The 14976-nt window shown below is 69.3% G+C and carries 14 protein-coding genes; 7 read left to right on the top strand and 7 right to left on the bottom strand.

Going from position 1 to position 14976, the window contains the following annotated elements; translation table 11 throughout:
* Positions 1 to 14: 14 nt before the first annotated feature.
* The 4 genes from AC07OZ_RS10360 to AC07OZ_RS10375 all read right to left on the bottom strand — a co-directional run bounded on the left by AC07OZ_RS10360 (position 15) and on the right by AC07OZ_RS10375 (position 4136).
* On the bottom strand, positions 15 to 749 hold the full coding sequence (locus AC07OZ_RS10360) for a proteasome-type protease (protein WP_495467052.1): 735 nt from the start codon (positions 747 to 749) through the stop codon (positions 15 to 17).
* Between the two features lie 51 nt (positions 750 to 800).
* On the bottom strand, positions 801 to 1640 hold the full coding sequence (locus AC07OZ_RS10365) for a transglutaminase family protein (protein ID WP_495467053.1): 840 nt from the start codon (positions 1638 to 1640) through the stop codon (positions 801 to 803).
* A 16-nt stretch (positions 1641 to 1656) separates the two neighbouring features.
* Entirely contained in the window at positions 1657 to 2625 is a 969-nt protein-coding gene (locus AC07OZ_RS10370; RefSeq protein WP_495467054.1) for an alpha-E domain-containing protein, read from the bottom strand.
* Positions 2626 to 2708: 83 nt separating this feature from the next.
* Complete coding sequence (locus AC07OZ_RS10375; protein ID WP_495467055.1) at positions 2709 to 4136, bottom strand: circularly permuted type 2 ATP-grasp protein; 1428 nt, start codon at positions 4134 to 4136, stop codon at positions 2709 to 2711.
* Between the two features lie 235 nt (positions 4137 to 4371).
* Here AC07OZ_RS10375 and AC07OZ_RS10380 point away from each other — a divergent pair, with 235 nt between their 5' ends.
* From AC07OZ_RS10380 to AC07OZ_RS10410, 7 genes are all read left to right on the top strand, one after another.
* Complete coding sequence (locus AC07OZ_RS10380; RefSeq protein ID WP_495467056.1) at positions 4372 to 6504, top strand: diguanylate cyclase domain-containing protein; 2133 nt, start codon at positions 4372 to 4374, stop codon at positions 6502 to 6504.
* A 50-nt stretch (positions 6505 to 6554) separates the two neighbouring features.
* Positions 6555 to 6947, top strand: a complete 393-nt coding sequence (locus tag AC07OZ_RS10385) for a winged helix-turn-helix domain-containing protein (RefSeq protein WP_495467057.1) — start codon at positions 6555 to 6557, stop codon at positions 6945 to 6947.
* A gap of 65 nt (positions 6948 to 7012) precedes the next feature.
* Positions 7013 to 7783, top strand: a complete 771-nt coding sequence (gene modA, locus AC07OZ_RS10390; RefSeq protein ID WP_495467058.1) for a molybdate ABC transporter substrate-binding protein — start codon at positions 7013 to 7015, stop codon at positions 7781 to 7783.
* A gap of 37 nt (positions 7784 to 7820) precedes the next feature.
* Entirely contained in the window at positions 7821 to 8489 is a 669-nt protein-coding gene (gene modB / locus AC07OZ_RS10395) for a molybdate ABC transporter permease subunit (protein ID WP_495467059.1), read from the top strand.
* Complete coding sequence (locus AC07OZ_RS10400; RefSeq protein ID WP_495467060.1) at positions 8486 to 9169, top strand: sulfate/molybdate ABC transporter ATP-binding protein; 684 nt, start codon at positions 8486 to 8488, stop codon at positions 9167 to 9169. Before modB ends, AC07OZ_RS10400 begins: the two co-directional genes overlap by 4 nt.
* 51 nt (positions 9170 to 9220) lie before the next feature.
* Positions 9221 to 11257 (top strand): hypothetical protein, encoded by a 2037-nt coding sequence (locus AC07OZ_RS10405; protein ID WP_495467061.1) that lies wholly within the window; start codon positions 9221 to 9223, stop codon positions 11255 to 11257.
* Between the two features lie 142 nt (positions 11258 to 11399).
* Positions 11400 to 12953 (top strand): methyl-accepting chemotaxis protein, encoded by a 1554-nt coding sequence (locus tag AC07OZ_RS10410; RefSeq protein ID WP_495467062.1) that lies wholly within the window; start codon positions 11400 to 11402, stop codon positions 12951 to 12953.
* On the opposite strand, the gene AC07OZ_RS10415 is transcribed toward AC07OZ_RS10410, so the two are convergent.
* The 3 genes from AC07OZ_RS10415 to AC07OZ_RS10425 are packed head-to-tail and all read right to left on the bottom strand — an operon-like array spanning position 12940 to position 14889.
* The gene (locus AC07OZ_RS10415; RefSeq protein ID WP_495467063.1) at positions 12940 to 13965 is read right to left on the bottom strand and encodes an NAD-dependent epimerase/dehydratase family protein; all 1026 of its coding nucleotides are present in this window, start codon (positions 13963 to 13965) and stop codon (positions 12940 to 12942) included. The two genes, AC07OZ_RS10410 and AC07OZ_RS10415, sit on opposite strands and share 14 nt — an antisense overlap.
* Before the next feature lie 50 nt (positions 13966 to 14015).
* Complete coding sequence (locus tag AC07OZ_RS10420) at positions 14016 to 14321, bottom strand: hypothetical protein (RefSeq protein ID WP_331615515.1); 306 nt, start codon at positions 14319 to 14321, stop codon at positions 14016 to 14018.
* Complete coding sequence (locus AC07OZ_RS10425; protein ID WP_495467064.1) at positions 14311 to 14889, bottom strand: hypothetical protein; 579 nt, start codon at positions 14887 to 14889, stop codon at positions 14311 to 14313. The genes AC07OZ_RS10420 and AC07OZ_RS10425 overlap by 11 nt, the downstream gene beginning before the upstream one ends.
* Between the last annotated feature and the right edge of the window lie 87 nt (positions 14890 to 14976).

The following is a 14976-nucleotide window of genomic DNA, read 5'->3' on the forward strand; positions in this document are numbered from 1 at the left end:
GGCTTGCCGTCCGCTCACGCGAACCAGTCTTCGTCTGGCAACTGCTCGAACACCCGCTTCAACCCCCCGCCCCAGCCCTGGCTGATCGTCGTGAAGTAGGGATCGTCCTTCGTGATCCGGTGCGGCTCGGCCGGCGCGAAGCTGTCGGTCTTGTAGAGCAGCATGTCGATCGGCAGCCCCACCGACAGGTTGCTCCGGATCGTCGAGTCGAACGAGATCAGCGCGCATTTCGTGGCTTCGGCCAGCGAGCTCTCGAAGTCGATGACGCGGTCGATGATCGGCTTGCCGTACTTGGACTCGCCGATCTGCACGTAGGGCGTGTCTTCCGTGGCCTCGATGAAGTTGCCCTGCGGATAGACGTGGAAGACGCGCGGCGCCTCGCCCCGGATCTGCCCGCCGACGATGAAGTTGGCGCCGAAGTCCACGCCCTGGTTCAGCTGCCCGACGCCGTCGCTGTCGCGCGCGACGACTTCCTTCAGCGTCTTGCCCACCAGCTCCGCGACGTCGTACATCGACGTCAGGCTCATCAGGTGCCGGCCGTTGACGGTCGCGCGCTGGCGCAGCAGGCTCACCACGCTCTGCGTGGTCGCCAGGTTGCCGGCCGTGAGCAGCGTGATCAGGCGCTCGCCGGGCTGCTCGAACAGGTTCATCTTGCGGAACGTGGCGATGTGATCCACGCCCGCGTTCGTCCGCGAATCCGACGCGAACAGCAGGCCGGCACGCAGCCGCATGGCAACACAGTAAGTCATGGGGCGGAAGGTTAGCGCATCAGGCTTGCAGCGCGCCGTCGTGGTGCACGCTCATTGCTGGTCGGTCGTGCCGGGCTTCACATGCACTTCGGCCCGCATCGTCTCCAGTCCGCCACCCGTGCGGACACCGCGCACCGGGCAGGCGTCCAGGTAGTCCGCGCCGGTCGCCAGCTTCACGTAACGGCCGTCCGCCAGACACTGGTTGCTGATGTCGTAGCCTAGCCAGCCGCCGGCCATGCCGTGCGCGGGTTCGGTGGCATCGGCCGCGGGCAGACGCACCTCGCCCCAGGCGTGGCTTGCCACATGCTCGAAGTCCGTCGCGAGGTAACCCGACACGTAGCGCGCCGGCAGCCCCAGCAGCCGCGCGCAGCAGACGAAGACTTGCGCATGGTCCTGGCAGACGCCGTGGCCCGTCTCGAAGGCTTCCGCCGCGGGCGTCGCCGCGTCGGTGTAGCCCCGCACGTAAGGCATGCGTTCGCCGATCGCCGCCATCATCGCGAGCAGCGCCCCGTGCGCGTCGGCCTTCGCGGCGTCCGCGAATCCGGCGGCGAACTGCCGCAGCTGGTCGTCCGCGCGCGTCAGCGGGCTGTCGCGCAGGAACAGCGGGGAGGGCAGCTCTTCTTCCGGGTCCGGCGTGGGCGGCGCGTCGTCGGTGTCGACCTCGCCGATCGCGCGCAGCACGATGTCGCGCCGCGGGCCGTCCAGGCTCAGCACATGCATCGTGTTGCCGAACGCGTCCTTGCAGGCGCTGGCGGGCGAGGGCAGCTCCAGCTGCCAGTGCAGCACGCGCAGGCCGCGCGTCGGCCGCGGCGTCAGGCGCAGGTACTGGGTGCTGCGCGCCACCGGGGAGTCGTAGGCGTAGACCGTCTCGTGCGAGATGTGCAGATGCATGGCGCTGTTCCTGGTTTCACTGCGCCTCGAAATAGGCCTGCTGGATGTCGCGGCCCAGCCGCGCCGAATCCTGCAGGAAACCCGTCAACCAGGGATGCAGCCCCTGGTCGAGGATCTCGTCCACCGCACCATACTCCAGCCGCAGCGCCAGCCGGCCGGCGCTCTGCTTGACCTTGCGGCCCGCGTCCTCGTCGCCGCCGCGCGCCTCGATCTGCGGCAGCACCGCGCGGATCTCGTCGCAGCAGGCACGCAGCGAGCGCGGCACGTCCGGGCGCAGGATCAGCAGCTCGGTCACGCGGCGGCCGTTGAGGCTGTCGCGGTAGGCCGCGTGATACGCCTCGAAGGCCGAGAGCGACCGCAGCAGCGCGTTCCAGGCATAGAAGTCGGGGGCACTCTCGCTGGGTGCGTCGACGGGCGCCAGCGTGTCCACCGCGGGCGCGATCAGCTGCGACTTCACGTCCAGCAGCCGCGCGGTGTTGTCCGCGCGCTCGACGAAGGTGCCCAGCCGGATGAAGCAGTAGGCGTCGTTGCGCTGCAGCGTCCCGTAGGTCGCGCCGCGGAACAGGTGCGAGCGCTCCTTGACCCAGTCGAAGAACGACGACGGCTCGGCCACGCCCTTGCGCGCGAGCTCGCGGGCTTCCAGCCAACTGGTGTTGATGGCCTCCCACATCTCGGCGGTGATCTGGCCGCGCACGGCGTGCGCGTTCTCGCGCGCCTGCCGGATGCAGGACAGCACCGAGGCCGGGTTCTCCAGGTCCATCCCCATGAAGCGGAAGAGCTGCTCCGCGCTCAATCGCGGGTGGCGCGCCTGGTAGGCCTCGAGCGTGCCGGTCACGGCCAGCGGCGCGGCGAGCTCCGTCGCCGCGCCGCGCGACTGCGGCAGCAGCGACAGCGAGTGCGTGACGTCGAGCATGCGCACCAGGTTCTCGGCGCGCTCCATGTAGCGGCTCATCCAGTAGAGCTGTGCGGCGGTACGGCTGAGCATTCAAGCCTCCCGCCGGGCCGCCCCAAGGGGGGCGTGCGCCCCCTCGGGGGGCAGTGAACGAAGTGAGCGTGGGGGCTTCATCATTAGTTCTCCAGGATCCAGGTGTCTTTCGTCCCGCCGCCCTGCGACGAGTTGACGACGAGCGAGCCCGCCTTCAGCGCCACGCGCGTCAGGCCGCCAGCGACCATGTTGACCTCGCGCCCCGAGAGCACGAAGGGTCGCAGGTCGATGTGGCGCGGCGCGATGCCGCGTTCGACGAAGGTCGGGCAGCTCGACAGGCACAGCGTGGGCTGCGCGATGTAGTTCGAGGGATTCGCCTTCACCCGTTCCTTGAAGTCCGCGACCTCGGCCGCCGTGGCGGCCGGCCCGACCAGCATCCCGTAGCCGCCGGCCCCGTGGACCTCCTTCACCACCAGCTCGGCCATGTTGGCCAGCACGTGGTCCAGGTCCTGCGGCTTGCGGCACTGCCAGGTCGGCACGTTGTGCAGGATGGGCTCTTCGCCCAGGTAGAAGCGGACCATGTCCGGCACGTACGGATAGATGGACTTGTCGTCGGCCACACCGGTGCCCACCGCGTTGGCCAGCACCACGTGGCCCTGCTTGTAGACCGACAGCAAGCCCGGCACGCCCAGCATCGAATCGGACCGGAAGGCCAGCGGGTCGAGGAAGGCGTCGTCGATGCGGCGGTAGATGACGTCGACGCGCTTGGGGCCGACGGTGGTCCGCATGAACACGAAGCCGTCCTTGACGAACAGGTCCTGGCCCTCGACCAGTTCCACGCCCATCTGCTGGGCGAGGAAGGCATGCTCGAAGTAGGCCGAGTTGAACGGCCCCGGCGTCAGCACGACGACGGTCGGGTTGTCCGCCAGGCTGGCCTGGCGCAGGGTGTTCAGCAGCAGCGCCGGGTAGTGCGCGACCGGTGCGATCGAATACTTCGCGAACAGCTCCGGGAAGAGCCGCATCATCATCTTGCGGTTCTCCAGCATGTAGCTGACGCCGGAAGGCACGCGCAGGTTGTCCTCCAGCACGTAATAACCGCCGTCGGAATGCCGGATCAGGTCCACGCCGGTGATGTGCGCGTAGACCCCCAGCGGCAGGTCCAGCCCCTGCATCGCCGGCTGGTACTGCGCGTTGGCGAAGACCTGCTCGGCGGGGATCAGGCCGGCCTTCACGATCTCGTGGTCGTGGTAGATGTCCCACAGGAAGCGGTTGAGCGCGGTGACGCGCTGGCGCAGGCCGCGCTCCAGCATCCGCCAGTCGTCGGCCGGCACGATGCGGGGCACGGTGTCGAAGGGGATCAGGCGCTCGGCGCCGGCCTCGTCGCCGTAGACGGCGAAGGTGATGCCGACCTTGTGGAAGAGCAGGTCGGCCTCGGCCCGCTTCTTGGCCAGGGCGTCGGGCGTCTGCGCGTGCAGCCAGTCCGCGAAGGCCTGGTAGCTGGGCCGGATCGCGCCGCTTTGCAGCAGCATCTCGTCATAGTGGCCAGCGGCCGGAAGGGTCAGCGCATGCATGAGGTCTCCAGGGGACGGACCGCCTCCGGTGGACGGTCGGGAGGGGCAGGTTGCAAGCCCCGTGCCCACCCCCGCCCGCCGGGCGGACGGGTCAGGCCTCCAGCTTGATCGCTTTTGGTGCCCCTGCACAGTCCGCCCCGCGACGGTGCCCGCACAGGGTCGGTCTTTGCCCCTCCCCGGTGCAGTGGCACTATCCCGCGTTGCGGGTTGGCCCGGCACTCGCTACAACTGTGCAATGCACGACAACACGCAGGCCCTGCCGTCGCCTCCCGCGCCCGGAGGCTCCCAGGGATCCGGCGGCGCGGGCACCGACCGCTTCGTCCCGCCGCGCGGCTCGCGGGCGTCGCTGGGCCGCTGGCTCACCGCGATGGTGCTGGGCGCGGTGGCGGCGGCGCTGCTGATCTCCGCCCTGCTGATCGAGAACTTCGCCCGTGCCCATGCCGAGCGCCGCGCGGTTGAGTTGCTGCGACAGGTCGCCATCGACTTCCGCGACGCGCTGGATCACGGCATGGCGCAGCAGTTCAAGGAAGTACGGGTGCTGGCCCAGCTGGAGCCCTTCCGCCGCTTCGACGATCCCGAGACGATGCGCCGGGCGCTGGATCAGGTGCAGGTCGGCTACGACCATTTCGCGTGGCTGGGCGTGACCGACGGGCAGGGCAAGGTGCTGGCCGCCGCAGGCGGGCTGCTGGACGGCGTCGACGTGTCCAAGCGTCCGTGGTGGCAGGGCGCGAAGGGCGGTCAGCCCTTCGTCGGCGACGTGCACGCGGCCTTGCTGCTGGAGAAGCTGCTGCCGCGCCAGAACGAGCCCTGGCGCTTCGTCGATTTCGCGATCCCGCTGCTGGACCACCGCGGCCAGTTGCAGGGCGTCTTCGGCGTGCACCTGAGCTGGGGCTGGGCGCGCCGGATCAAGAGCGAGCTGATCGACGCGACGATGGCGGCCCACCAGGCCGACGCGCTGGTCCTGGGCAAGGACGGCCTGGTGATCCTCGGACCGTCGGACCGCGAGGGCAAGACGATGCCGATCGGCACCGAGAACGGCCAGGGCCTGCGGCATCAGGAGGCCGGCGGTGTCGACTACTTCGCCGTCAGCGTGCCGAGCCAGGGCTACGGCGCGTACCCCGGCTTGGGCTGGACGGTGCTGGTGCGGCAACCGGTGGCGGTGGCCTTGGCGGACTATTACGGCTTGCGTCGCCAGATCATGCTCAGCGCGATCCTGCTGCTGGCGGCATCGGTGCCGGCGAGCTGGTGGCTGGCGCGGCGCATGAGCCGGCCGTTGAACGAGCTGGCCGACGCGATCGCGCAGCGTCGTCACCTGAGCGAGGACGCGCTTCCCACCGTCGGCGGCTATCGCGAGGCGGCGGTGCTGTCGCATGCGCTGACCGATCTGGCGCAGCGGCAGGCTGCGCAGGACCGCTCGCTGGCGGAGCTGAACGCGTCGCTGGAGTTGCGCGTCGAGGCGCGCACGCTGGAACTGCACGACGCGCTCTTGCGGCACGAGGACAGCGAGCGCCGGCTGCGCACGATCACGGACAACCTCCCGGTGCTGATCTCCTACATCGACTCGGAGGAGCGGCTGCGCTTCCTCAATGCGACGTTCCGGACCTGGATGGGCGTGGAACTGGAGACGGCGCTGGGCCGGCCGGTGGGCGAGGTGACCGGGCCGGTGCTGTACGCACAGCGGCAGCCCTTCCTGAAGGCGGCGCTGGCGGGGGCGCGCCAGCGTTTCGAGACGCGCTCGGAGATGAACGGCGTGACGCGGGACATGCTCGCCGAATACGTGCCCGACCTGCGCCCCGACGGCAGCGTGGCCGGTGTCTACACGCTGGCGAGCGACATCACGCCCTTCAAGCAGATCGAGCGGGAGCTGGACCAGCTCAGCCGTGTCGACCCGCTGACGGGGTTGCCGAACCGGCGCCAGTTCGAGTCCCGCCTGTCCGAATCGATCGCCCGCACGCGCCGCAACCAGCGGACGATGGCGCTGATGTTCATGGACCTGGACCACTTCAAGCAGATCAACGATTCGCTGGGGCATGCCGGCGGCGATGTGGTGCTGAGGGCCTTCGCCGACCGCGTGCGCGGCGCGATCCGCGAGACCGACCAGCTCTGCCGCCTGGCCGGCGACGAGTTCGTGCTGATCCTCGAGAACCTGAATGCGCCGCAGGAGGCGACGCTGGTCGCGGAGAAGGTGCTGGAGGTGGTGGCGGCGCCGCTGACGCTGCAGGGTCAGGAATTGCGGCTGTCGACCAGCATCGGCATCGCGTGTCACGACGGCGGGGCGGAGGGCGACGTGGCGCTGCTCGGCCGTGCCGACGACGCGCTCTATGCCGCCAAGGCGGCGGGGCGCGGTCGCTGGACCCTGGCGGACTGAGGCATGTCCCAGGCCCGCCGTCCCGTGCGGCTTCAGGTGTAATGCGCGGCATGGTTGCCCGTCCGACTCCCGCTCCGTCCACGCCCCAGCCGGCGCTCAAGCCCACGCTCAAGCTCCGCATGCGCGTCACCATCGGCGACGTCATCGCCATCGGTCCCGGCAAGATCGCGCTGCTGGAGGCGCTCGACGAGACCGGCTCCATCACCGCGGCGGCCAAGTCGCTGGACATGTCCTATCGACGGGCCTGGCTGCTGATCGACGAGACCAACCGCGCCCTCAAGGAACCCGCCGTCGCGACCGCCGCCGGCGGCGCCAAGGGTGGCGGGAGCGCGTTGACCGAGTCCGGCCGGGCGTTGATCGCGCTCTATCGACAGATCGAGGAGACCGCGCTCGAAGCCTGCAAGCCGGACATCAAACGGTTGATGAAGCTGCTCGCCGGCTGAGGTCGGCGCAATATCCTGGGATATATTGCGAGCCTCCTCCGTGTCCACCCTTCGAGGGACTCGCCATGCGCTCGATTCACCCCGTCCAGATCGCCCGCCGTACGGCCGTTCTCACCCTCGCGCTGATGGCCGCCGGCCTGGCCCACGCCGCCGACGTGACCGTCTCCGCCGCGGCCAGCCTGACCAACGCGTTCAAGGAACTGGCCCCGGCCTTCGAGGCCGCGCATCCGGGGACGAAGGTCCAGTTCAACTTCGCCGCGTCGGACGCGCTGCTCGCACAGATCGCCAAGGGCGCGCCTGTGGACGTCTTCGCGTCGGCCGACCAGGAGACGATGGACAAGGCCCAGCAGCAGAAGCTGCTGGTCGACGGCACGCGACGCAACTTCGTCACCAACGCGCTGGTCGTGATCACGCCGGCGGAGAACGGCGTGGCGCTGAAGTCGCTCGCCGACCTCCAGCAGCCGACCGTCAAGCGCATCGCCATCGGCAAGCCGGAAGGCGTGCCCGCCGGCCGCTACGCCAAGGGCGCGCTGGAGAAGGCCAACCTGTGGACCGCCGTCGAGCCCAAGGCCGTCTATGCGCAGAACGTGCGCCAGGCGCTGGACTACGTCTCGCGCGGGGAGACCGAGGCCGGCTTCGTCTACGCGACCGATGCCTTCGTGCTGAAGGACAAGGTCCGCATCCTGTTCAGCGTGCCGACCGAGACGCCGATTTCGTATCCGATCGCCGTCACCAACGGCGGCACGAATGCCGACGGCGGCAAGCAGTTCCTGGACTTCGTCGCTTCGGTCGCCGGCCAGGCGGTGCTGGCCAAGTACGGCTTCCAGAAGCCCTGAGCGGCCGACGACCGCGATCTGAGGAGCGCCGTCCCCCGTGGAATCCGCCTGGATCGCGCTTGCGCTGTCGCTGAAGGTCGCCGGCTGGGCGACCGCGCTCAACCTGGTCCTCGGCGTCGCCGCCGGTTTCGCGCTCGCGCGGCTGCGTTTCCCCGGCCGCGAACTGCTCGACGCCGTGCTGACGCTCCCGATGGTGCTGCCGCCGACGGTGCTCGGCTACTACCTGCTGGTCGTCATCGGCAAGCGCGGCTGGCTCGGCGCCTGGTTGTGGGAGACCTTCGGCATCAACCTGATCTTCACCTGGCAGGGCGCGGTGATCGCGGCGACCATCGTCGCCTTCCCGCTGGTCATGAAGTCCGCGCGCGCCGCCTTTGAAGGCGTCGATCCGCAGCTGGAGCGTGCCGGCCGCGTGCTCGGGCTCAACGAATGGTCGCTGTTCTTCCGCGTGACCCTGCCGATGGCATGGCGCGGCGTGCTCGCCGGTGTGCTGCTGGCCTTCGCCCGCGCGCTGGGCGAGTTCGGCGCGACGCTGATGGTCGCCGGCAGCATCTCGGGCAAGACGCAGACGCTGTCGGTCGCCGTCTACGAAGCGGTGCAGGCCGGCCAGGACGACACCGCCAACCTGCTGGTGCTGATCGTGTCGCTGACCTGCATCGTGGTGCTGCTGGCCGCCGGCAAGCTGGCCGGCCCGAGGAGCGCCGCATGAGCTTCGAGGTCCGCATCCGCAAGCACGTCGAGGGTGGCGGGCGCCGCTTCGAGCTCGACGTCGCCTTCAGCACCGAGGCGCGGCGGACGGTGATCTACGGGCCGTCGGGCGCCGGCAAGAGCCTGACGCTGCAGACCATCGCGGGCCTGCTGAAGCCGGACGAGGGCACGATCTACATCGACGGCCATCCTGTCTTCGACAGCGCGTCGCGCATCGACGTCCCGGCCCGCGAGCGGCGGCTGGGCTACCTGTTCCAGGATTACGCGTTGTTCCCGCAGCTGACGGTGCGGCAGAACATCGCCTTCGCGCTGAAGCGCGGCTGGCGCAACCCGTCGCGCCACGATGGCGGCGAGGCGGTGGACCGCTGGATCCAGGCCTTCGAGCTGGAACGCGTCGCGCAGCAGCGGCCGCACCAGCTGTCCGGCGGTCAGCGCCAGCGCACCGCGCTCGCCCGTGCGCTGGTGAACGAGCCGCGCGCACTGCTGCTCGACGAGCCGTTTTCCGCGCTCGATCCGGAACTGCGCGGCCGCATGCGCGCGGAGCTGGACACGCTGCTCGAGCGCGTCGGCGTGCCGATGCTGATGATCACGCACGACCCCGAGGACCTGGCGCGCTTCGGCGACCGCCGCGTGATGCTGCGCGACGGCCAGGTGCGCGAGGTCGATCCCGAACGATCCTGACAGCGCTGGTCGCCCGGACCCTGAGAATCAGGCGTCATGGGGAGCGACGACATGCGCCAATCAGAAACGGAGCCGGGAACCGATGGGGTCAGTCATTGCGACCTCGTCATGAAGGGCGGCGTCACCAGCGGCGTGATCTATCCGCGGCTGGTGGCCGGACTCTCGGAGCGATACCGGTTCAAGAACATCGGCGGCACGTCGGCCGGTGCGATCGCGGCCGGCGCGAGCGCCGCGGCGGAACTCGGTCGCCAGCGCGGGCATGCCGGCGCGTTCGAGCAACTGGCCCGCCTGCCGGAGGAGCTCGGCGCCGAACTGCCGGGGGCAAGACCTGGCCCTCGCCGCAGCCGGCTGTTCGCGCTCTTCCAGCCTGTTCCGGCCTTGCGCCGTCACTTCGATGTCCTGATGCGGGCGCTCGGAAAGCCGCCGGGCGCGGCGGTGGCCTCGGTCGTCGGCGGGATGGTGGCGATGCACGGTCTTGCGGCGTCGGCCATCGCCGGCATCGGCGCGGTGCTGCTGGTGCCATATGTCCAACTGATCGCGCCCGACGCCGGCACCGGACCCTGGCAGAAGCTGCTCGCGGTCGTGGGAGCGGCGGTGATCGTCGCTCTGGTGGCGACGGCCCTCGTCGGAGCGGTCGCGGTGCTCTTTACCCGAAGCCTGCTGCGTGGGCTCAAGGACAACGGCTACGGCCTGTGCAGCGGACTGACGCAGCCGGGTCAGGAGCAGGAGGGGCAGGCGGCGCTGACCGACTGGCTCCACGTCTACTTCAACGAACTCGCCGGCAAGAGCGTCGACGGGCCGCCGTTGAGCTTCGGCGACCTGTGGGGACCGGACCCGGCGACGCGCCGCATCAACCTCGAGGTGATCACCAGCGCGGTCAGTCAGCAGATGGTCTACAGCATCCCGTTCCGACCCGGGACGCCGATGTTCTATTACGACCCGACGGAGTGGTCGCGGCTGTTCCCGCCGGCGGTGATGGCGGCCCTGGCGGCGCCGTTCGGCGACGGCCACGACGGCCCGGTGATCGAGAGCGCCCAGGGTCGCGAGTTGCGCCCGTTGCCGCGCCATGGCGACCTGCCGGTGGTGGTGGCGATCCGGATGAGCCTGAGCTTTCCGCTGCTGCTGTCGGCGGTGCCGCTGTATGCGGTGGACTGGTCGCGCACGGCCAACCAGCGCACGCAGGCCGCGGTCCGCGCCGCAACGACCGCCGAGGAGCGCCGCCGCCTGAGACTGCGGGCGACGCGTATCTGGTTCTCCGACGGCGGCATCGGCAGCAACATGCCGCTGCACCTGTTCGACGCGATGCTGCCGCGGCATCCGACCTTTGCGGTCAACCTGAAGCCGCCGCATCCGGACCACGGGATCCGGCCCGAGGACCCGGGCAACGACGGCGGTCGGATCTACCTGCCCGAGGACGACCGCGGCGGCCGCCTGCGCTACTGGCCGGAGCCGGACCTGGTCGACGGCTGGGAGCATCACGCGCCCGAGGCTCGGGAGAAAGCGCCGCTGGCGGGGCTGGTCGGTTTCCTGGGGAGCATCGTCGGCACGATGCAGAACTGGCGCGATGAGATCCTGTTCCCGACGCCGGGCTTCCGCGACCGCATCGTCCAGATCAGCCAGAAGGCCGAGGAGGGCGGGCTCAACCTCGCGATGCCCGCCGGCACGATCGCCGCGCTGGCGGACGCGGGCGGCATGGCGGCGCAGCGCCTGGTCGCGCGCTTCCATCCGTCGGGCGCGGAAGGCGGCGCGGGCTGGGACAGCCACCGGCGCGCGCGGCTGACGACCTTCCTCGGCGTGATGCAGCCCGCGACGGTCGGGCTGGCGTCGGTGATGGGCGCAAGCCCTGGCACCGGCACGGGCATGGAATCCGGCAAGGGCGCCGGGACGGCGGCGGACTGGCTGGTGCTGCTCGAGACCGACACGCGCTACCAGCGCTCGTCGGCGTTGCGAGCCGAGGCGGCGCGTTTCCTCACCGGCCTGGACGGCATCGGTGCCGCGACGCCCCGCAAGCTGTCGGGCCAGCCGCGCACGCTGGACGTGGGATCACTCAAGCCGATTCCTCAAGTGCGATTGACGCCGAGGATCTGAGGATCGCCCACGCCTCTGCCAAGCAATGCACGGGCAGAAGGCCTCTTAACGGCGACTTGATATCGGTGTACGGTACCGGTGCCAACATCGCGCGGGCATCGCGGTCCGATCTCCCTTCGGGCCGGTGTCGAGGAGAACAAACATGATGGCCAACACGAACGTCCGGGGATCCATCGGTCGGCGGTTGGGGCTGGTCCAGGCCCTGGTACTGGTGATCGCGCTGATCGGATCGGCGATGGGTTATCTGGGGCTGAGCCGCGTCGCGGCACAGACGGAGTCCATGTACCAGGAGACCATCGTCACCGAGCGGGTGGCGTCCGACTGGTACCGCAATGTCTTCAACGGCGGGACCCGCACGACGGCGATCGCCGTGAGCGCGGACCCGGCCCTGGCGACCTTCTTCGCCGAGCAGGCGGCGGAATCGACGAAGTCCTCCAACGAGCTGCAGGCCCGGATGGACAAGCTGCTGAACTCGCCCGAGGAACGCGCCGCGTTCGACCGCGTGATCGAGCTGCGCAAGGCCTACATCAAGGTGCGTGACACGATCACCGAGGCGAAGAAGCAGGGCGATCCGGCACGGGCGAAGCAGCTCTTCGACGAGCAGTTCAAGCCGGCCGCGGCGACCTATCTGGAAAGCATCCGCGTGATCGCGCAGCAGCAGCGGGATCAGCTCGACCTGGCGCTGAAGGCGCTGGCGGAGACCAACGCGCGGGCGCGGATGGCCCTGGTGGTGTTCGGGCTGGTCGCGCTGGCGGTGGGCGGCGCCTTGGCGGTGTGGCTGACACGTTCGATCACGCGCCCGCTGGCGCAGGCGGCGGACGTGGCCGACGCGATCGCGCGCTTCGATTTGACGGGCCGCATCGAGACCTCGGGCGGCGACGAGACCGGCCAGTTGCTGCGATCGCTGGATGCCATGCAGGGCTCGCTCGTGCGACTGATCGGCGAGGTGCGCGGTTCGACGGACAGCATCAGCACGGCCAGCGCTGAGATCGCCACGGGCAACATGGACCTGTCGGCGCGCACGGAGCAGACGGCGTCCAATCTGCAGCAGGCGGCGGCATCGCTGACGCAGCTGACGGGCACGGTGCGGCAGACCGCGGACGCGGCGACGACGGCCAACCAGCTGGCCGGTTCCGCGGCGGAGACGGCGCAGCGCGGCGGCGCGGTGATGGGGCAGGTCGTGTCGACGATGGGCGAGATCAGCGACAGCTCGCGCCGCATCGCCGACATCATCGGCACCATCGACGGCATCGCGTTCCAGACCAACATCCTGGCCTTGAACGCGGCGGTGGAAGCGGCCCGCGCGGGCGAACAGGGCCGGGGCTTCGCGGTGGTGGCGAGCGAGGTGCGCTCGCTCGCGCAGCGCAGCGCCCAGGCCGCCAAGGAGATCAAGACGCTGATCGCCACGAGCGTGGAGCGCGTGGAATCGGGTTCGCGCCTGGTCAGCGACGCGGGCTCGACGATGAACGACATCGTGACCAGCGTGCAGCGGGTGACGGACATCATTGCCGAGATCCGCGCGGCCTCGCAGGAACAGAGCGACGGCATCAACCAGGTGAACGCCGCGGTGGGTCAACTGGATCAGATGACGCAGCAGAACGCGGCGCTGGTCGAGGAGGCGGCGTCGGCGGCGGAAAGCCTCAAGGACCAGTCGACACGGTTGTCGACGGCGATTGCGGTGTTCAGGTTGACGTGATGTGACCTGCACCGCCCGGGCCGCTCGGGCGGTCCGTGGCGGAATGGCCGGCGAGGATCTCGGCCTCGCGCTCCGGCGCGAGCGTCGCGACGAGCTTGCTGGCATCCCAGCCCGGCTCGCGCGGTGCGCTCGCCCAGGCGAGGGTGTCGGCTGCTGTCTCCTGAATCGAACGGGTCCTGAGGCCCACGGCCACGGCGCGGGAGGCGTCGCCGAGCAGCATGCCGCCGTGATCCGGATCCTCCTCGGGCAACCAGAGCGGCAGCCCCGTCCACGGCGCGACGCCGAGCACGAGCAGCATGGCGTCCGGCTTCCAGGTGAAGCGGGCGTCGCTGCCGGGTGCGGCTTGCAAGCAAGCGTCGAGCAACTCCTTCATCGGCAGACGCGGACCAACGGCGTTGAACGCGCCGGTGGTCCGTGACTCCGCGAGCGTCACGCAGAACGCGGCAAGGTCGCGGACATCGATGACCTGCACCGGCCGTTCTGGCCGCCCGGGAGCGAGCACTTCGCCGCCGCGAGCGACGCGCGTCGGCCAATAGGTGAATCGACCGGTCGGGTCATGCGGGCCGACGATTAGCCCTGGCCGCACGATCGCGTGCCGGTCGGGCAGGGCGCGGGCGAGTGCCTCTTCGGCACGGGCCTTCAGCGGCCCGTAGCCTTCATTGCCCTCAGCGAGCGGCGTCGATTCGTCGAAGACGCGATGCGGCGGGAACACGCCATACGCCGAGATCGAGGACACGAGCACCACATGCGGCGTTCCCGTGTCGAGCGCGGCGACGGTGCGCTCGACCTGCGCGGGGTTGAACGCGGTGCAGTCGATGACCGCGTCGAACTCGCGACCACCCAGTGCGCTCATGTCGCCGTCGCGATCGCCGATGAGGCGTTCGACCTCGGGGAACAGACCCGGGCCGTGCCGCCCGCGATTCAGCATCGAAACCGTGTGGCCGCGCGCGAGCGCGGCGTCAATGACATGGCGACCGAGGAAGACGGTGCCGCCGAGGATGAGGAGGCGCATGGCGTTCTGTTCCTTGGTGGGAGTGACCTCAGTGTCCATCTTTCAGGATGTCAGAACGGGAGCGCCATCCCGCTGGCGCGCGCCGTGTCGAAGAGTTGCTTCGCGAGGTGATAGTCGGTGATGTCATTGGCAAGGCTTGTGACGCAGAAGTCGTAAAGGTTGTCTTCGGCGTCGCGATAGACCAGGACGAATTGGGTACAGGACTCCCGCGAGTTCTGGGAGAAGAGCAGCCTCGCGGAGAAGTTCTTTGCCGTGCAGAAGACGGCGTCGAAATAGTCGTACGTCCACGGGAGCTCTCCGGCTTCGGTGCGCTGCACGAGTTCGGACACGAAGTGTCGGACCTTCTCAGGAAACATGAGGTTTGCTCCTTCCGGATATCAGTTGTTCAAGGGCTTGCTTCACATCCAGGGAGCGTTCCTGGATGTCGGTCAGGACGCGCTTGGAGAGACGTTCATCTCGATCGTTGGATCGGATCGCGTCCTGGAGATGCGCCTCAAGTCCCACCAGCCCGGAGGACAACTCGTCGGTTTCAGGGCCAGGCGGCACGGCGCGCAAGAAGGACCGTCGTGCCTGCTGGACGCATTGCAGGGCTGTGGACCTCCGGTTGTCGATGAGGTCGTCGTTGATGCGATCGATCAACAACAGGCACTCGCTCAGGAGCGCTGCGCGATCCACCTTCCGCGCCTCGGCCAGCAGCGCCCGCGCCTCGGCGCGAATTCCTTTTGAGATGCTGATGGCTTGCAGCACCTCGCACACCGTGATCAGCAGACCGATGAAGGTCGCGACACCGCCGATGTAGCTGAAGCGGTCGAAGGTGTCCTTGTCCGACAGCACTTCGACGCGGAAGTGATACGCGGCCCACACGATGCCGACGCTGGCCGCGCCGTAGGCGAGCCTGATCCAGTTCTCTTTGAGCAGTTCCATCCGAAGACCTCTTGGCGGGCGTGAAGCCAGCTCCAGCGAGGCGCTGACCTGGCCAGTCGCGCTGGAGCAGAGGTGAGGAACTCTAGG

The sequence above is a fragment of the Roseateles sp. GW821-FHT09G03 genome (assembly GCF_059416045.1).